Source organism: bacterium Unc6, assembly GCA_013626165.1.
GTDB lineage: Bacteria > Omnitrophota > Gorgyraeia > Velesiimonadales > Velesiimonadaceae > Velesiimonas > Velesiimonas alkalicola.
Genome location: NDHX01000004.1, coordinates 109477 through 128661, shown reverse-complemented (window position 1 = coordinate 128661; position 19185 = coordinate 109477). Strand labels below are relative to the sequence as shown.

Annotated in this window: 19 protein-coding genes and 1 tRNA gene; 12 read left to right on the top strand and 8 right to left on the bottom strand. The window is 36.4% G+C overall.

Annotated elements, in window-relative coordinates; translation table 11 throughout:
* The 5 genes from B9J78_02950 to B9J78_02930 all read right to left on the bottom strand — a co-directional run.
* A partial coding sequence (locus B9J78_02950) for a hypothetical protein (protein MBA2123884.1) occupies window positions 1-573 on the bottom strand: 573 nt, incomplete at its 3' end.
* A 186-nt stretch (window positions 574-759) separates the two neighbouring features.
* On the bottom strand, window positions 760-2847 hold the full coding sequence (locus B9J78_02945) for a ferrous iron transport protein B (GenBank protein MBA2123883.1): 2088 nt from the start codon (window positions 2845-2847) through the stop codon (window positions 760-762).
* 3 nt (window positions 2848-2850) lie between these two features.
* Window positions 2851-3075 (bottom strand): hypothetical protein, encoded by a 225-nt coding sequence (locus tag B9J78_02940; protein MBA2123882.1) that lies wholly within the window; start codon window positions 3073-3075, stop codon window positions 2851-2853.
* Window positions 3076-3077: 2 nt separating this feature from the next.
* Window positions 3078-3311: a ferrous iron transport protein A gene (locus tag B9J78_02935; protein ID MBA2123881.1), complete on the bottom strand. Its 234-nt coding sequence runs from the start codon at window positions 3309-3311 to the stop codon at window positions 3078-3080.
* A gap of 234 nt (window positions 3312-3545) precedes the next feature.
* Complete coding sequence (locus B9J78_02930; protein ID MBA2123880.1) at window positions 3546-4040, bottom strand: hypothetical protein; 495 nt, start codon at window positions 4038-4040, stop codon at window positions 3546-3548.
* A gap of 236 nt (window positions 4041-4276) precedes the next feature.
* Here B9J78_02930 and B9J78_02925 point away from each other — a divergent pair.
* The 12 genes from B9J78_02925 (at window position 4277) to B9J78_02870 (ending at window position 15375) form a co-directional block, all read left to right on the top strand.
* A tRNA-Thr gene (locus B9J78_02925) sits at window positions 4277-4351 on the top strand.
* A gap of 250 nt (window positions 4352-4601) precedes the next feature.
* Window positions 4602-5663 carry a 23S rRNA (adenine(2503)-C(2))-methyltransferase gene (locus B9J78_02920; protein MBA2123879.1) on the top strand — a complete coding sequence of 354 codons (1062 nt, stop codon included), beginning with the start codon at window positions 4602-4604 and terminating at the stop codon, window positions 5661-5663.
* Window positions 5632-6363 (top strand): hypothetical protein, encoded by a 732-nt coding sequence (locus B9J78_02915; protein MBA2123878.1) that lies wholly within the window; start codon window positions 5632-5634, stop codon window positions 6361-6363. Before B9J78_02920 ends, B9J78_02915 begins: the two co-directional genes overlap by 32 nt.
* Before the next feature lie 17 nt (window positions 6364-6380).
* A complete protein-coding gene (locus B9J78_02910) occupies window positions 6381-6842 on the top strand; it encodes a dTDP-4-dehydrorhamnose 3,5-epimerase (protein ID MBA2123877.1) in 462 nt (153 codons plus the stop codon).
* Between the two features lies 1 nt (window position 6843).
* Window positions 6844-7626 (top strand): spore coat protein, encoded by a 783-nt coding sequence (locus B9J78_02905; GenBank protein ID MBA2123876.1) that lies wholly within the window; start codon window positions 6844-6846, stop codon window positions 7624-7626.
* Between the two features lie 11 nt (window positions 7627-7637).
* A complete protein-coding gene (locus B9J78_02900) occupies window positions 7638-8570 on the top strand; it encodes a dTDP-glucose 4,6-dehydratase (protein MBA2123875.1) in 933 nt (310 codons plus the stop codon).
* A 53-nt stretch (window positions 8571-8623) separates the two neighbouring features.
* On the top strand, window positions 8624-9478 hold the full coding sequence (locus tag B9J78_02895) for a dTDP-4-dehydrorhamnose reductase (GenBank protein MBA2123874.1): 855 nt from the start codon (window positions 8624-8626) through the stop codon (window positions 9476-9478).
* Between the two features lie 124 nt (window positions 9479-9602).
* Window positions 9603-10775: a hypothetical protein gene (locus tag B9J78_02890; protein MBA2123873.1), complete on the top strand. Its 1173-nt coding sequence runs from the start codon at window positions 9603-9605 to the stop codon at window positions 10773-10775.
* Window positions 10756-11943 carry a hypothetical protein gene (locus tag B9J78_02885; GenBank protein ID MBA2123872.1) on the top strand — a complete coding sequence of 396 codons (1188 nt, stop codon included), beginning with the start codon at window positions 10756-10758 and terminating at the stop codon, window positions 11941-11943. Before B9J78_02890 ends, B9J78_02885 begins: the two co-directional genes overlap by 20 nt.
* A 19-nt stretch (window positions 11944-11962) precedes the next feature.
* Entirely contained in the window at window positions 11963-13333 is a 1371-nt protein-coding gene (locus tag B9J78_02880; GenBank protein ID MBA2123871.1) for a hypothetical protein, read from the top strand.
* Window positions 13334-13359: 26 nt separating this feature from the next.
* On the top strand, window positions 13360-15069 hold the full coding sequence (locus tag B9J78_02875; GenBank protein ID MBA2123870.1) for a hypothetical protein: 1710 nt from the start codon (window positions 13360-13362) through the stop codon (window positions 15067-15069).
* Between the two features lie 21 nt (window positions 15070-15090).
* Window positions 15091-15375, top strand: a complete 285-nt coding sequence (locus B9J78_02870; GenBank protein ID MBA2123869.1) for a hypothetical protein — start codon at window positions 15091-15093, stop codon at window positions 15373-15375.
* 415 nt (window positions 15376-15790) lie between these two features.
* Here the strand turns inward: B9J78_02870 and B9J78_02865 are convergent, their stop codons facing one another.
* The 3 genes from B9J78_02865 to B9J78_02855 all read right to left on the bottom strand — a co-directional run bounded on the left by B9J78_02865 (window position 15791) and on the right by B9J78_02855 (window position 19182).
* On the bottom strand, window positions 15791-16765 hold the full coding sequence (locus B9J78_02865; protein MBA2123868.1) for a hypothetical protein: 975 nt from the start codon (window positions 16763-16765) through the stop codon (window positions 15791-15793).
* 5 nt (window positions 16766-16770) lie between these two features.
* The gene (locus tag B9J78_02860) at window positions 16771-18183 is read right to left on the bottom strand and encodes a hypothetical protein (GenBank protein MBA2123867.1); all 1413 of its coding nucleotides are present in this window, start codon (window positions 18181-18183) and stop codon (window positions 16771-16773) included.
* Between the two features lie 165 nt (window positions 18184-18348).
* Window positions 18349-19182 (bottom strand): hypothetical protein, encoded by an 834-nt coding sequence (locus B9J78_02855; protein ID MBA2123866.1) that lies wholly within the window; start codon window positions 19180-19182, stop codon window positions 18349-18351.
* Window positions 19183-19185: the final 3 nt, after the last annotated feature.

Sequence of the window (19185 nt, the reverse complement as noted above, 5' to 3'; positions counted from 1 at the left end):
CAGGCCCTTAATGGCTTTACCCGTTCTGGCAACAGTCATGGCTTCTAGATACTCCCCCAAAAGGAGAATAAATATGACCAGCCCGGCCTCTAAATAGTCTCCTATGGCAACAGCCGCTGAGGCCGCAATAATCACCAGGAGATCAATGTTGAGACTCTTTTGAAGGAGGGCCTTTATCGCCTTTGAAGCAATGGAATAGCCACCAACTATGATAGCCAGCAGCGTCACAGAGTCGGTCAACACAGCCGGCATCGGGAGCATCCTCGGCATAATCCAGGCAAAGGCAAGCAACAGGCCAACGGCAACAACGCGGACCGTCTCTATATGCCTGGGCTCAAAGGCAGCGCCAATGCTGCCTTCAGCAGATGTGGCAGTATAGCCATAAGAAGAAATGATGTGTTTTATAGTGACTGGTTCAATAACCTCAGGGTTATATTTTATGACCGCCTTGCTAAGGGTGAAGCTTACTAATGCCTCCTCAATGCCGCCGAGTCCCTTAAGGTGTCCCTCCAGTTTCCCGGCACAATCTTCACAGGTCATCCCTTTTATGGAAAAATCTATTTTACGTGACATGATTACTCCTAAACCCGTCCTAACCTTTATCTATCTTCATTTTCAACATCTATATTTGCCTTATCACAATTGTTAGCTCTTTCGCAGCCACAACATGAACCTTTATCCTTAAAAGTTCTGACAATATACCATATAAGAAGCCCTATACTTATGAAAACCATTACCAGCACAATAACCTTTTCCATCTTATCCGCCAAAACCCAACAATCTTCCACCCTGATACACAATAAACGAAGCTCCCCAGGCCATAACCGTTGTCCAAAAGACCAAGAATAGTGTCCATTTTAAGCTAGAACCTGATTCACGGTAAAAAACAGCCATCGCGACAAAACAAGGCAGATAAATAAGGCAGAACATCATGAAGGCCAGGGCGTTCAATGGATTCCATGTCGGATCTTTTTGCAAGGCTTCCCTCAACGGCTCGGCTTCTTCCGGGTCAACCTCGCCTAAACTATAGATTGTCCCCATAGCGCCCACTACAACCTCTTTTGCCACAACTCCTGCCATAAGCGCAACACCTCCCCGCCAATCCAACCCCAACGGCTTAACAACAGGCTCGACAAACTTGCCTGTTCTACCAGCATAACTCTGCTCCATCTGAGCCGAAGCAGCCGCTTCCTCACTCATCCCTTGTTCAGGTTCCATCTGCGGGAAAGTAAAACCAGCCCAAAGAATTATGGAAACCAGGAGTAGGATTGTCCCGGCCTTTTTTATATAAAGCCAACCTCTTTCCCACATTTTTAATAATAAACCCTGGATTGTCGGTACGCGGTAAGGCGGAAGTTCCATGACAAAGTGCGAGGTTTCACCTTTAAAAACAAACTTCTTAAACACCCATGCCGAGCCAAAGGCGATCATAACGCTTAAAGCATACATCAAGAACATCATATTAGCCCCAAGTTCCGGAGCGAAGAATGCTCCAATGAACAAAGCAAATACAGGAAGTTTAGCCCCGCAGATCATAAACGGCGTAACCATCATAGTGATTAATCTATCTTTTTTATTATCAAGCGTTCGGGATGCCATGATACCCGGCACGGCGCAACCGTTTGTTGATATCATCATCGGCAAAAACGACTTTCCGTGAAGGCCAAACTTACTCAGTAGTTTATCCATAACAAATGCCGCCCGTGCCATATAACCTGTGTCTTCAAAAAATGCTATGGCAAAGAACATAAATAGTACCAATGGGAAAAAACCTAAAACACCGCCAAGACCGCCGATTAGTCCGTCAACGACAAAAGATTGCGTTAGTCCTTCAGGGATAACTTTGGCAGCAAATTCTCCAGCCTTTTCAAAGAATGTTTCAAACAAACCAACAACCGGTTCGGAAAAAGTAAAAGTAAACTTGAAAATGGCATACATAACCAGAGCAAAAATAGGAATACCTACCATCCTGTTTAAGATAACCGTATCTATTCTGTCTGATAAATCATGCCGTTTTTCTATAGACGATGGCTTTAATGCTTCAGTGCATGCGCCGCTTATAAATCCGTAGCGTCTATCGGCTATTATGGTCTCCGGAGAATCTGCGAAATGTAACTGTAAGTGACGCCTGCTATTATCGTTTTGGGCTATGGCTTCCTGAGCAATAGAAGATTTGCTGACAATATTTAAGACTGACGAATCGTTTTCCAACATCTTAATAATGAGCCAACGCCACGGGTATTGTTCAATCAATGCTTTATCCTTTTTGACTATCTGCTCTAACTTATTCATCTCCTCACGAATTTCCGGGCCATAGTTGATATATACTCCTTTTGTTTTGACTTTTCCTTCATACACCTTAACAATGGTCTCCAGAAGCTCCTTTGTGCCTGTATTCTTATTGCCGACGGTCGGAACGATATCTACCCCCAACAAATCAGATAGTTTTGTATAATTCACATCCTGACCCTTTTTCTCTGCCATATCGTTCATATTCATTGCCAAAACCAAGGGAATCTCTAATTCCATCAACTGTGTGGCAAGGTAAAGGTTTCTTTCTAAGTTGGAGGAATCAACGATATCTACGATTACATCGGGTTTCTCCTTAATAATAAAATCCCTGGCTACAATTTCGTCCTCAGAATAAGCTGACAAGCTATACGTACCTGGAAGGTCCACGACATTTATCTCATAATCTTGAAAATTCAGCTTTCCTTCTTTTTTTTCCACAGTTACGCCCGGATAGTTACCAACATGCTGATGCGCGCCGGTTAAATTATTAAAGATTGTCGATTTGCCAGAATTAGGATTACCGGCAAGTGCAATAGTAAATTTTTTATTCCTCATTTTTTATTCCTCCTTAACTATAATTTTAGATGCCAGGCCATGCCCTAAGGCGACCTTCGCTCCTTTTATAAGCACAGTAACAGGACCGTACCCAGAGTTATGCAACACTCTTAACCGTTCTCCCGGAATCAATCCCATATCCGTAAGCCGCTGCATGGCGCCCCGTCCTCCTTCAAGAGAGGCGAATATCAAGTTAACGTTCGTTCTAGCCTGAGTTAACCTGTGCATATTTAATCTACCTCCACAGAAATTTGAGCCGCTTCTTCTTTTCGCAAGGATAAATGATATCCCCTTATCTTTATATCTATAGGATCACCTAAGGGGGCAACCTTAGTAACTTCTATTGTTGTGCCTTTAACGATACCCATATCCAGAAGCCTCTTATGAAGCACTCCCTCGCCATAGATCTTTTTTACCTTACCTGACTCCTTTGGTTTCAATTCTCGTAATATCTTTTCTCCCACTTTACCCCTCCTTTCATTTGTTTTAGACAGCCCTTCACAAAATTAGCTCAGGGCTGTTGATTACACAGATTTTTGAAAGATTACACAGATGGTCTCGACGGCATTTAATCTGTGTAATCTGAATTTTAATCAATGTAATCAATAGGGCTTAAACGAATTTTGTGAAGCCCTATTTGTTTTAGATATATAACTATGTTAGATATTTCTAACTTTTACATTAAAAAATTATCTTCTTTAAAGTCCTTGTTTTATCTTTTTTATTTTACACCTGAGCCGCTTTCCTGTTTTAAGGTAATAGTCTAAACTTTTTAACCACTCGGGCCTTTGACCATCGGGGCGGATTGCTACAAATTTTATAAACTCTGTTAACTTCTGGAAGGTTTGCGGGCTTAGGGTGTGCTCCATCTTACAGGCATCTTCTATAGCTATGGTGGAATCTACACTTAAAACATCGGTTAAAAACTTAGTTAGTATATCATGCTGTTTCTGAATATGATGAGATAATTCTTTCCCTTTCTTGGTAAGTTCAACATAGCCATATCTTTCATGGAGAACGAATCCGCTTTTGGCAAGTGTGTTCAAGGCACTGGTTACGCTTGAAGCCTTTACATTTAAAAGATTGCTAATACCCCCTGCCCTGGCAACACCGTTCTTCTTCTTAAGCACAGCGACAGCCTCCAAATAATCTTCCATATTTGAACTTAACTTTTTATTCTTTTTATTTTCCATACTGTCTCAAAAATTATTTAGATATACCTTTATTTGTTAGATTAGTTTAATATATTCAATTTAATTTGTCAAGTAGTTTTTTTGGTTGTCATTCAAGAATTAAAAATACATAGTTTTTGACGAATTTAGCATTTGCCTTCAATTCCTAAATGGCATTATTGATTGTATCTTCTTGATATTATACAATACTGGTTATGGTGTAGAAGATAGAGGGCGAATTATCTTTAAGTTTCTGTGCTGGTGTAGCTCAGTGGTAGAGCAGCGGTTTCGTAAACCGCTGGCCATCGGTTCAAATCCGATCACCAGCTCCAAAAATAAAGGATTTGAACCACCAAAGGGGTCTCAGGGGAAAAGGTTAGTTTTCCCCTGTGTTTTAAAAGGAAAGGGAATATTAAGGGAAAAACATTGGTTTTCCCTTAAAGAGCGTAAGCGATGGTTCAATTTCCGATCACCAGCTCCAAAGGCCGTATATTGTATACCGTAAAAAAACGAAATACGGAATACGGGTGACGGACAACAGAATACAGACTACGGGCGATGGACTACAAATGATGGGATTTTATGACACAACAGATAAAATATATAACTGATTTTTTGCCGGAGGAGTTTCAGAATAAAATTTCACAGAGGGGATTTGATAAATACAGGGCAGAACAGGTTCTGAACTGGATATATAAAAAAAGAATATTTGATTTTAATTTAATGACAAACATCTCTGTTGATTTAAGAAAGGTGCTGACTGACGGATTTAAAATATTCTCCCTTAAAGTTGTTGCAGATGTATCTTCAAACGATGGAACCTGTAAAAGGCTTTTAGAGATGCAGGATGGAGGGTTTACTGAATCAGTATGGCTTCCCAGAAGAAATTATGGCGCTGTTTGCATATCCACACAATCTGGATGTCCGGTAAGATGTAAATTCTGTGCAAGCGGGCAGATGGGTTTTATAAGGAATCTTACAACTTCTGAAATTGTAGGTCAGTTTTTGATTACGCCTCCGGAGGGGTTTTTTGCATCACACATTGTATTTATGGGGATGGGTGAGCCTTTGTTAAATTATGAAAATGTAATAAAATCCATAAAAATATTTAATCATCCTGAGGCAGGAAAGATAGGAGCACGTAGAATAACGATTTCAACAGCAGGGGTCATAGAAGGAATAGAAAAATTGGCAGATGAAGATATGCAGATAGAACTTGCAATATCCTTACATTCGGCGGACAATAATTTAAGAACCGAACTTGTTCCTTTAAATAAAAAGTATCCGTTAAAAAAACTTATCTTAACCTGCAGGGAATATATAAAAAAAACGAACAGACAGATAACATTTGAATATGTATCTTTAAAAAATGTTAATGACAGGATAAAAGATGCGATACTGCTTTCAAAGATTATTTCCGGCATACTCTGTAAGGTAAATCTTATAGAGTATAATAAAACAGAAGGTCTCGGATTTAAAAAATCGTCAAAAAAATCAATGCATGAGTTTACAAAAATATTAAAAAAACACAAAATACCTGTAACAGTAAGAGCAAGTCAGGGTGCGCAAGTGCAGGCCGGATGCGGACAGTTAATGGGAAGGTGTATTGAAGATGCAAAGAAGAAGTTATTTAATAGTTTGTGAAATATTTTTTAGGGAGATTTGCGCCCTCTTATCATCTTCCGAAGAGGTGTTTGATGTGATATTTATGCCCAAGGGTCTGCATGATTTAGGCGGAGAGAAGATGCGTCAGATACTGCAAAGCGAGATAGACAAGGTTGATGAAAAAAAGTATCGTAATATTGTCTTGGGCTATGCTCTCTGCAACAATGGCATAGTAGGATTAAAGGCAGGGAATATTCCGATAGTTGTTCCGAAGGCGCATGACTGCATTACACTTTTTCTTGGCTCAAGAAAAAGATATAAAGAGTATTTTTTTAACAACACGGGAACATATTTTCATACAACAGGATGGATTGAAAGAGGAGGAGAGGAAACCCGGCAATTAGGGCCTAAAGAGGTTGCAAACCTGCCGTTAACATTGGAAGATTATGTAAAACAATATGGAGAAGAAAATGGCAGGTATCTGTGGGAGATGCTCGACCCCGGGAAAAACTACAAAAAGATTGCATATATAAGCCTTGATTTGGGAGAGGCGCCCGATTATAGAAAATTTTCAAAAAAGATGGCAGATAAAAAAAAATGGGAATGGGAAGAGCTAAAAGGCGATTCTAATATTTTAAGAAAATTAATAGACGACAATTATGATAAAGATTTTTTAATTGTGCAACCCGGTAAGGAGATTGTTCCTACAAATGACGATGAAGTAATCGGCGTAAGATAAATTGATTCGGAGTGGTTATGAAAAACATAGAAGGCGTCCAAACAAAACGGTTAAATATCATACCTGATAAAAGAGGAAGGCTGATGGAAATTTTAAGGTGCGATGATGTTCTTTATAAAGGGTTCGGTCAGGTGTATATTACCACTGTTCTTCCGGGGGTTGTAAAAGCATGGCATTATCACAAGAAACAGACGGATAGTATGACCTGTGTAAGCGGGATGGTTATTCTTGCTCTTTATGATAATAGGGAAGGTTCCGTAACAAAAGGGACAATATCTGAGTATTGCATAGGAGTATATAATCCATTACTTGTTCAAATTCCCCCAGGTATTCTACATGGTTTAAAGTGTATTGGTAAAGAAGAATCAATAGTTATAAATGTTCCGGATATGTTGTATAACTATCAACAACCCGATGAGTATAGAGTTAAACCCCATAGTAAGGATATAGACTACGACTGGGAAGAGATAGATGGCTGATATGAAAGGGATTGTTCTTGCAGGAGGCTTAGGCTTAAGGCTTTATCCATTGACATCTGTTACAAACAAACATCTTTTGCCAGTGTTTAATAAACCGATGATATATTATCCTATACAGATGCTTGTTGATGCAGGAATAAAAGATATTATGATTGTAACGGGGGGGAGTAATGCCGGAGATTTTTTAAGGCTACTTGGGGATGGAAAAGGGTTTGGGCTTAAACACTTAAACTACACATATCAAAAAAAAGAGGGTGGAATTGCAGAGGCGCTTGGGCTTGCTGAACATTTCGGAGCAGGAAGTAATAAATTAGTTGTTGTGTTAGGAGATAATATCATAGGTGGAAGTATAAGTGAAAGCGTTCAACATTTTGCCAATCAAAGGCAAGGGGCAAGAATTATTTTAAAGAAGGTAAAGGATGCCGATAGATTCGGTGTCGCAAAACTACAAGGCAAAAAGCTCATAAGAATTGTAGAGAAGCCAAAACATTTTGTTTCTGATTATGCAGTTACAGGTATATATATGTATGATAGCAAGGTCTTTGAAATTATAAAAAAATTAAAACCATCTGAGAGAAAAGAACTGGAGATAACAGATGTCAACAACCAGTATATTGAATGGCATCAGATGGAATATGATATTATGAAGTGCTGGTGGACGGATGCAGGCACATTTGATTCGCTTTTAATGGCAAACAGTTTAGTGGCAAAAAAACAAAGGCGACAGGTGACAGGTGACAAAATAACAGGAAACAGAGAACGGGTTACGAACTACGGGTTTTAGGGGGGCAAAAAATGAGAGTACTTATTACAGGCGGGGCTGGCTTTATCGGGAGTAATTTTATAAAGTATTATATAAAACAACACCGTGAAGATGAAATTGTCAACTTAGACCTTTTAACATATGCAGGTAATCTTGATAATTTGAAAGATATAGAGCATAACCCGAGGTATAAATTTATAAAAGGTGATATATGCGATTGCGATATCGTAAAAAGAGCAATGCAAGGGTGCAGTGCAGTCTTGAATTTTGCAGCAGAAAGCCATGTGGACCGTTCAATAAATGATACCGCATCTTTTATAAGAACAAACATTATAGGAACACACAGTCTTCTTGAGATAGGCAAAGAATTAGATGTAAAAAAATTTTTACAAATAAGCACAGATGAGGTTTATGGAAGTATTGAAAAAGGAGTTTTTACAGAAAAATCTCTCTTAAATCCTTCAAGTCCGTATTCTGCAAGCAAGGCATCAGCAGACATCATATGTATTTCATATTTCAAAACATATAAGATGCCGATAGTTATAACAAGAAGTTCTAATAATTATGGTTCCTGCCAGTACCCTGAAAAAATAATACCGCTTTTTATAACAAATATACTTAAAAATAAAAAAGTTCCACTCTATGGCGATGGGCTTAATATCAGAGACTGGTTATATGTTGAGGATAACTGCTCTGCGATAGACCTTGTTTTACACAAGGGGGAAGATGGTCAAACCTATAACGTTGCATCCGGTATAGAAATGACAAATTTTGAACTGTGTTCTAAAATTCTTAAAGCAATGAATAAAACCAAAGATTGTATTGAATTTGTCCAGGATAGGCCCGGACATGATAGAAGGTATGCTGTAGATGCAGGGAAAATTAAATCTCTTGGCTGGAAACCAAGAGTAGATTTTGAAGAAGGTTTAATAAAAACAATAGAGTGGTACGCTCACGGACTCTAAAAATTGGCGGATGAACTGAAGCCCTGAGCTCACAAGAGCTGGAGGATGAAAAAATGATACTTATAACCGGTTCACAGGGTGTGGTTGGAAGTTATTGTTCTGTTATTTTTGATAAGGGCGAGATTTTCCCCACGGACAGAAAAAGCCTAGATATTACAGATAAAAAAAATGTGCGGGATGTTTTTGAAAAAATAAAACCCGATTTTGTTATTCATCTTGCGGCAATGACCGATGTTGACAGATGCGAAAAAGAACAGGGGTTGGCAAGAAGATACAACATACAAGGAACAGAAAATATTGCTATTGCCTGTAAAAAATATAATACAATACCTGTCTTTATAAGCACAACAGAGGTGTTTGACGGTAAGAAAGAATTTTATACCGAAGAAGATATTCCTAACCCTGTAAATTTTTATGGTAAGACAAAGATTGAAGGTGAAAAGATAATTCGGTCTATGCTTGAAAGGTTTTATATTGTAAGAACCTGCTGGCTTTTTGGAGGAGGGACAAAAGATAAAAAGTTTGTAGGTAAAATTGTTTCACAGATAAAAAAAGGAGAAAAAACAATAAAAGCTGTTGATGATTTAAGGGGGAGCCCCACATATACATTTGATTTGGTAGAAGCAATAAGAGCCTTGATTAAAACCGACAGATTCGGAATTTATCATATAACCAACGATGGTATATGTTCAAGATATGAAATGGCAAAACAGATAGTTAAGATACTCCATTCTGATGTTAAGGTTATACCTGTTTTATCATCTTTTTTTAATCTTCCGGCAGACAGAGGGATGTCTGTTGCATCAAAAAGCATTTATCTTCAAAAAATAGGGCTTAAATTACGGAGATGGGCAGATGCACTATCTTCATATATTGAGGTTGTTGAAAAATCCCCTCACAATTTTTGATTATACAGATTAAAAACAAGAGTACACAGGTTAAGTTCCGACGATGTTATCTGTGTCCTCGTTTTTTAAAATTGGTGCAATCAGGACCGTTGATAACTTTTTCAACGACCTAATATTATAAAAAATGAAAAATATTAATGTTCTTATTTTAACTACTGATTCACGCATCGGTGGGACAGAAAAGATACTGATAGAGTTTTTAAAAAAAGCAGACAGAACTAAATTTAATATTTTTTTTATGTGTCTTAAACCAGGAGGACCCCTTGCAGATATTGTAAAAAAAATGGGGTTTAAGTCAGAATGCTTAAATGTTAAAAATATTTTTGGGGCGATAAGAGCATATTTTTATCTAAAAAGATTTCTTAAACAAAATAAAATTCAGATTCTTCACTCATATCTTTTCCATTCAAACATCCTGTCTCGCATTATTAGAATTCACACAAAAATTCCGCTCATTATAAATAGTCAAAGAAGCACAGATGAATGGAAGAAGTGGTACCATATTTTTCTTGACAGGTATACCGGTTTTTTATGTGATGCAATTATCTGCAATAGTTTGGCAGTTTATAATACAATGCTTTGCAGGGAAAAACATAAAAAAGAAAAACTTCTATATATTCCCAACGGAATAGATATAAAACAGTATGAGTTTAAGGGTATAGGAATAGATATAAGAGATTCTATTGGGATACATCACAATACACCTCTTCTTATCAATATCGGAAATTTAAGAAAACCAAAAGGGCAGATTTTTCTTTTAAAAGCAATGAAAATTATAAAAGATAGGGGTTTAGTATCCCCAAAGCCAAAGGCTATAATTGTAGGCGAAGGAGCTTTAAGAGGTTTTCTTGAAAAAGGAATAAGAAATTTAAAGATTGAAAAAGATGTTTTTTTATTGGGGTTCAGAGATGATATCGTCCATCTTCTCGGTGCATCGGACATATTTGTGCTTTCTTCTTTGTGGGAGGGATTGCCTGTTTCTGTAATGGAGGCTATGGCACTTAAAAAGCCGATTATTGCAACAAACGTAGGGGGGATTCTTGAACTTATACAGGACAACAAAACAGGACTGCTTGTTCCATCAGCCAATCCTGTTGCACTTGCGGATGCGATTGAAAGATTACTTAACAACCCACAGATGATTCCTGAGATGGGAAGAAATGCAAAAGAATTTATAGAAAAAAATTATACCATTGAAAAGATGGTTGATAGTATTGAATCTTTATACATTGATTTTTTAGAAGAAAGGAAAAGGAATAAATTATCCTCATTTGATTATGACTCTCCGGAACTGTAATAGAATAAAACCAAAAAATATTATCTTTTACATAATTCTTATCGGGCTATTTTTAAGAATAGGATATGTAATTACACTAAAAGAAGACTTAAAATTCCCTGACTCTTACCGTTATGATGCCCTTGGCCTTAGTATATTAGAAGGTAAGGGATATCCCACAATAGCTACTGCACCTGCGTATCCTTTTTTTCTTTCGGCAGTTTATTTTATTTTTGGCCATAGTTTTAAGATCGTATGGATTGTTCAGTCTATCCTTGACTGTGTGTCGGCTTTTATTCTTTATAAAATAGGCTCTAAAATTATCAGTAAAGATGTAGGAATTATTGCAGGTTTTTTATACTGTTGGGATCCTTTTTTAATATTTTTTTGCGGGCTTTTACTTACAGAAACAGTATTTATAACAGTACTGTTAGGATTTATATTATGTCTCATACTTTTAAGCAGACCATCATCTATGATAATTGCTCTGGTCTGTGGAATACTTTTTGCAGCAGGTGTTTTAATAAAACCAGTGCTTTTATATCTTGGTTTTGCACTTATCCTGATATCTATTTGCAGGGGTTTGGTCCACAGAACTAAAACATACTATTATATTATTGTCTTACTTGTAGCAGGAGCAGGGTTATCACCCTGGATTATCAGGAACTATATCCGTTACAACAGATTTATCATTGCAACGGGAGGAGGCATTATACTTTTAGAATCCAACAATCCCAATGCCACAGGTGGTGCCGGTCAGAACAACATTCCAGGTATTCAATATATTTATCAGATAAAAGACGAGATAGAGCGGGACAATTATTGTAAAATGCGAGCAAAAGAGTTTATAATAAATAACCCCGGAAAAGTTCTAAGGTTAGCAGTTGAAAAACAAAAAAGGTTCTGGGCTGTTGTTCCACGTGCAAAAGATTATCAGGACTTAAAATTTAGGATAATAAGTTTTTTGTGGACGGTTCCGGTGTATATATGTGCAATAATGGGTTTTTGGAAAACAAAAAATAAATTTAAAGACTTATTTCCCATCTGGTTTCCCATTCTATTCTTTACCCTTTTACATACAATTATTCTTGGTTCTATAAGATACAGACTTCCCATAATGCCATATATCCATCTATATGCAGCAGCAGGGATTTGTTTTATTAAAGAAATTACCAACAGAGAAAAATGATAAATAGAGAAATATAAAAATGGCAGATGATATATTTTTAAGTGTTGTTATTCCTGCTTATAACGAGGCAGACAAAATTGAAAAGACCTTATCTACAATAGTGGAATATTTAAAGAATAGATATTCTTATGAAATTATTGTTGTTGATGACGGAAGCAAGGATAGAACATCAGAGATTATTAAGAAAGCAGGAGAAAGAAATAACCGCATATCTTTAATCTGCTTTCCCAAAAATAGAGGGAAAGGGGCAGCGGTTAAAGAGGGGGTTCTTAATGCAAAAGGAGACATAATACTTTTCTCCGATGCGGATTTATCAACGCCCATAGAAGAGTTTGAGAAACTGAAAAAAGCAATAGACAAGGGGTATGACATTGCCATTGGTTCCAGAGGCTTGCCAGATTCAAAAATAGTTGTTCCACAACCCTGGTGCAGAAGGCACATCGGAAAAATGTTTCCGTATCTTGTCAGACTTATAATAATGAAAAACTTCAAAGACACCCAGTGCGGGTTTAAGTTGTTCAAGAAAGAAGTTGGAAAAGTGCTTTTCAGTGAACTGAAAACGAAAGGCTTTGCCTTTGATGTGGAAATCCTCTACAGGGCTGTCAAAAAATACTGTAAAATAAAAGAAGTTTCTATTACATGGTCAAATTCTCTTCAAAGTAAAGTAACAATTTTCAGGGAGCCTTTTAAGATGCTGTATTCTATTTGCAAGATAAACATTTTGTATCAAAAGGAATGTAAGATAAAAAGAAATAGAGATTTTAGAAAAAATAATTCTATATTCATGCCCGAAGACCATATGGATAATTTATATAACAGCACCAATTTAATGGTCAGGTTTATACATAATAATAGATTAAATACCATATTAAAATTAATTCCCAAACAAGAAGGGCTTAGAATATTAGATGCAGGATGTGGTGAAGGTCATTTAATAAGTAAAATGTTATGTAATAATCAAAAAAATGTTTTTTTTGGGGTGGATATAACCAAAATTGCATTGGAAAAGGCAATTCAGCGTTGTCCTTCAGCCAGATTTATGGAAGGAAATATTTTATGTTTAAAAGATTTTCAGGATGAAAGTTTTGATGTAATAATATGCACTGAGGTTTTGGAACATATATTAGAGCATGGAAAGGCTATTCGGGAGATGAAAAGGATTCTTAAAAAAGGAGGTATATTAATAATTACTTTTCCCAATGAAAAATTGTGGACAATAGGAAGATTTTTTTTAGGGAGAAGGCCAGTAAAGGTACCAGACCATATAAATTCTTTCACCCCCCAAAGAATCATTAAAGAAGTAAATTTAAAATGCATAAACAGAAAAAACCTGCCTTTCAACTTGCCCTTTTTTATTTCTTTATGTGAAGTAATAGAATTTAAAAAATAAAAACAGATAATATATAATATTTTACAATGAAACATAAATACATACTAATCGGTATAATTGCACTTTTAATTAAATTTTCGGGAATTTACTGGGGGTTACCTTCTGTAAAATTAAATCGTCTCTATTTCACTGATGGGAAAAATGTTATAGAACATATAGATGCATTAAAAAAATATCCCCTGGAAGAGTCATGGAAGGGGATGGGTGCCCATCTGGTTCAGCACCCGGAAGAAACCGAACGTAAACTACCCCGTTCCAAGTATAACCCTATCCGTAGTTATCACCCTGACGAGTATTTTATAATTAAGAGCCTTTCTACGATGAAACCAGGGGAGTTTAATTTTAATCCACATCAATTTACAGTGGGAGGAGCGTATCTGTACCCTGTGGGTGGGCTGATTTTTCTTTTGTCTAAATTAAAGGTTATCACCGTAGTACCGGACATAAGTTATTATTTTTTAAATCCACAAGAGATAGCAAAGTTTTATATTGTCGGCAGGGTTATAACAACTTTTTACGGTGTGGGTATTATTCTGTTGGTTTATTTTTTACTTGCAAAACTTGCTTCCCGGAAATGGCAGTCCCTTACAGGTGCCTTGCTGCTCTTGTTTGCTCCGTTAATGCTGCTTAATTCGCTCTATATGTATGTTGACATCCCGGGGGTATTTTGGATAATGGCTTGTCTTTTTACAACGGTCCTTTTTATGGAGAGATTTTCATTCAGAAGAGTATTTTTTGCAGGTATATTTGCAGGGCTTGCCTGCGGGACAAAGATTACTTTCCTTGTTGCATTTTTTATTCCCTTACTTGGAATGGCTTTAATTTATAACAACTGGAAAAATTTTATCAAGGGAGTATGTCTTACGTTTACAGGATTTTTTATTATGTTTTTTGTTACCAATCCGTATTTTTTCCTTACTTTTCCCGCTCCTCTGATTGAATTGGGACAGCATACTGAACAGGCATTCAGCGGTATGTTTTATCTAAAATCTTTATTCTATGGAATGGGAATGCCTTTATTTTTTTTCTGTTTAGCAGGTATGTTAAGTGCTGTAATTTTGTTAAAAAAACAAAATACGTATCAGAGAAAAATAACTGTTTTACTTCTGTCATGGACGGTTTTCTTTTTTGTTTTTATTTCTCTTTTTGCAAAAAACTTTGCCAGGTATATCTTGCCTGCGATTCCATCACTGGTTATTATGGGCAGTATTGGATGGTTCAGGCTTTACGAAAGACTGTACCCTGCAAATAAAAAATTTTTATCAGTAGTTTTTATTTTTGTAGCATTATGGACTTTTGTTTACGGGATGAGTTACAAGATGCTTTTTATAAGAGAGAATATCAGAACTGAAGCAGGTGTGTGGATTAAGGAGAATATACCTGCGGGAAGCAGTATCGGAGTGGCTGAGGTGCCGTGGCAGTTCCAGATGCCCCCTTTTGATTACCAGAGATACAATGTTGTGGTTACAGGATACGATTTTAAGAGAGTGGAAGGAACGAAACCGGATTATTTTATCCTTTCATCCTTTCAGGCACCCTTTCCTCCATATCCATTGAAGTTACAGCAGGAACGTGTTGCCTTCTGGGAAGAGTTCAGGGGTTCAAAACTTTACGAAGAGAGAAAAACTTTTCAAAAATTCCCACAGTTTCTCGCATTTGTTTTTAGGACGAAAGTTCTCCCTGAAGATTTGATATATCTTAATCCCACAATTATTGTATTTGAAAAGAAATCATAAGATGCAGAAGTTTTTTAAGTATTGCCTGCCGAAGGAGTTGATAGCCCAATACCCCTCAAGGAGAAAGAAAAAGCCTGTTTGATAGTGCCTGACAAAAAAAAGAAGATAGCAGAAGAAGACATTTTCAGTAATATAGAGGATTATTTTCAGAACGAGGGCATTCTGGTTTTGAACGATACACGCGTTATCCCTGCACGGCGGGAAGGGAGAATTATTAGTTCTATTCTGGATATTTTTCTGTTTGTTGTTTTTTTGTTTCTCTTAAAAGGTTTGATAAGTACATTCTTGCTGTTGGTCCTTTTTTGACTGTTATTTTTGCAAGGGAATAGGTTTTTTAATCACTCGCCACTATTTTTCAAATAAGGAAAAGAAAATTTTTCTGTTTTGCCTTCCTGCTGACGCAGGAATTGCGGAAACGCTTTTCCACCCCATTCCGCCTTCGGCGGAAAGCAGGCGGGCAAAAAGGAAGGGGGTTTGAGTGTCATCCCCACCAGGAATTTTTGCCCGTTTGCCTAAAAAATCTCACAAAAAATTTTTGGGTCGTTTCTTTAACTTTTAAAAATTATTGCGTATAACGGTTGAGCGTATCTGAAGTTGCGAGCGAAGCGAGCAATTTGGGCAGAGTGCCGAAGGCACGAAGCCAGATACGCTCTGTTATATGACCGAGCCGAAGGCGAGGCAAGGAAACCGAAGGTTTCCGCAAGATTCGGCTTGGCGGTAATCATTTTGTCCACTCCCTTAATTTTTTAATTACAGCTAAATCTTCTGATTCTTCTCTCCACTCTTTCATTATTCCATTTATTTCGTCTTCTAATTCGTTTGGTGTCATTTTTTCGGGCGGACTACAACTCACATTTTTCGATTTGAAAAACTTGTACATCTCCATTAGAGAATTTTCTTGTCTAAATTCAATTACTTTAATTCCTATTTTTTCAGATTCTTCCTTCATCATCTCTGTCAACCTATCTATCAGAAATAAACTTACTTTTCTGGCAAGTGCCTCGTCACCTATTTCGGGATTTCCGATTCCAAGTAGTTTTAACTCAATAGTTAGAGGCTCTTTGTTCTTACTGAAAACTATGGCATCGATTTCTCTGTTCTCAACCAGTCCTTTTTTCTTCATTTCCGCAGTTGTTAAAATATAGTTATCTTCTGGAATTTTCAGTAATCGAAATATCACAAAGAGTAAACCTTTTTCGGTTTTCTTTCCCACTTCACTCCAAGCTCCTCCTTGAATTGTTAGTTTCATTGCTGAGATAATATTAACGAAAAATATACTTTCAACTTCGTCTAATTCAACTTGTTCTTTACCTTTCCGGATTATTATTCTGAGTTGATATAAGTTCTCACTACTATCAAATTCTTTTAGCAATATTTTCAATGCTTCTATGTTCTTCCTACCTAAATCCAAACATACTTCCTTTGTAGATGTCCCGCCTGTCATATTCTTTACAGTCTTATCATTTAAACCGCCAAACCACAGAAGTTTAAATTTGTTCTCTTTCCCCTTCTTTTTGAAAGTGTCTTCTAAAAGTTTTTCAAGCCAATTATCACCTCTTCGTTTGTGCTCAAACACTTCGGAAATCAGTTCTTGCGCTTTATCAATGAATCTTTTATTTATTGTAGCAAGAACATAGGCCCTATAATCTTGCCCTGTGAGAATTGAGTATATTATTTTGCTAATAAATTCTTTCATGTTTCTTACCTCTTTATTTTTGTGTCTTCAGATATCGTTTCTATTGCCTCACTAATCTTATCAACATTCTTCAATAGTCTCTCATTTGTTGGTTTTCTACTCCTAATGGAAGTGCCTTGACATTTCTTTATTTGCTCTTTAAATCCTAACATCTGCTCTTGCACAACATCGGAAACAAAATTATCATCATCTGCAGAAATATTGGTATCATCTACCTTTTGCATTACAAGGATATATTCATCATCAATTTTCCCTATATCTGCACTTGTGTATTTCCTTGTTTTATCAATATTCCTAAAAATTGTTTTTATTGGCTTAAATCCTATCTTTTCACCCATTTCTGCAAAAAAATTATGACTTTCAATCAGTTCATACTCCAAACTGGAGTTCCCTACTACAATTACGCATGTTTTATCTTTTTTCAAAACTCTATTCATCTCTATCATTGAACGGAGCATATCACCTAAATATTCTGAAAGTAGTCTAAATCTATTGATAATGAAATGGGAATGCCCACCGATCTCATGTTTTCTAAACAAGTCAAAATCCATTCCAAGCCAAAGCATGTTATACATATGGGCTCTATAATAATCCAACGCATTTACATAAGGAGGAGAAGTTACTATTAAGTTTATTGAGGCTGTTTCAACCTCTAATTTTCTTGCATCGCCACAAATTACTCTTACAACCGGAACAGTCCTAATAATCTTAGCCATCCTATTTAGGTCATTCTGCATAGATTTTACTTTTTTCAGAAACACATCATCAACATCAATTCCATTACCATTTTCTACCAATGACCATATTGTTGATGATAAAGCAACTCTTCCAAAATCAAATAAGTCATTATGTCCTTCTTCTTTTACCTCTAATAGAGTTTCACGGATGCTTTCTAATTTTGAGATTACAACCCTGTTGAATATCTTGCTTACCTTTCTGTTAGGCAGATTATTAATTCTTTCATCAACTCTTCTATAATCCAAATCTAAATATCGCTTCATAACTGCCAATTTTTTATTAAAATATCTGAACTCGTTTTCATCAATTAGAGTGGTTTTTACTTTGGTTATTAGGGTTGCAAGTGGGTTAAAGTCATTCCCAATAGAATTTCGATTATTTAAAAAAGCCTCTACCAATGTTGTTCCACAACCGCACATTGGGTCTAAGACAGTTTCTTTCTCTTTTGTAAATAATTTGATGAAAGTCAGAGGTATTTGAGGTATAAACCTTGCGGGGTAAGAATGAAACGTATGTGTAAGATACTGAGTCGTAAAATCTTTAAAGTCCCAATCAATTTTATCTAAAACTTCAACTCCTTTAGAGATGTTATGCTCGTTATTGATTAATTCTAAGTATTTTTGCTCGATGGTCCTTTCCCCAAACAAAGTTTCTTGTTTTGCCTCGTAAAGCGTTTTCATCACATCCACCTATATGTTTTTGTTTTCATTAATTTTGTTATCCGTCCGCCAAGCCGAATTTCATATAACGTTTCCAGCATAAAAGAAGTCCTGAGCGATAGCGAAGGATTTGGGTGAGTGCCGAAGGCACGAACCTTTTATGCTGTGTTATATGAAGTGGCGGTCTCATTTTGTTATTATCAAAACCTTTGTAACTGCTGTATATGTTTTTCTGCCAAAAGTGAAAACAATCTCGTCTTTCTTTGACACCGTCTCTCTATCAAAGAAATTATCAATCTTTTGGAATACTAAAGTAAAATCTCTTTTTAATTCCCAACTTCTTTCAGTGTTATCTTTATCCAACAATACAACAAATAACCGATTGTCAGCCCCAAATCTTTGAGCACCCTGATTTTCATATAGCCAGACAGCTAAATCAGTAGGATTTTTTATAGCATCAGAGGGATTATATTCACGAGGAAGGTAGGTCACTTTTAAGTCAAATGGCTGTCCATCAAAGAAAATATCAATTCCTTTTATATTTTTAATAGTGGGGATCACCCTCTTGTGAGTGCTTATATGTTCTTCTATTAACACAGTTGTCCAATGATTAAACCAAGTACAAATTACATATTTAGTCACATCTTCGTGAAGTTTCGCCCTGACATTATTTAGCAGGTCTTCATATCTTACAATTCTTCTCACATATTCAGCCTGTATTTTCTGATCTAACTGCCCTTGAACCACGCCCCAAGAAAAGGTTTGGACTTTTAACAATTCTTTTTTTAAGTCCTCATCAGAAATAACCTCCCTCCGTTCCTGGATTCTTTCATTATATTTTTGTTTTATGAATCTCTGTATTACTTTTTCGTCTACCCCTTTATCCAAAACTCTTTTAATAATCTCTGTTGCTGAACCTGTATTGTTTATTCCTAAGTTTAGAGCAGGTAGTTTTAACTGCGGTAAAGGAATACAACTGAGTTTTAAATTTAAGACTTCTTTTTGACTTAATAATGGCATAGT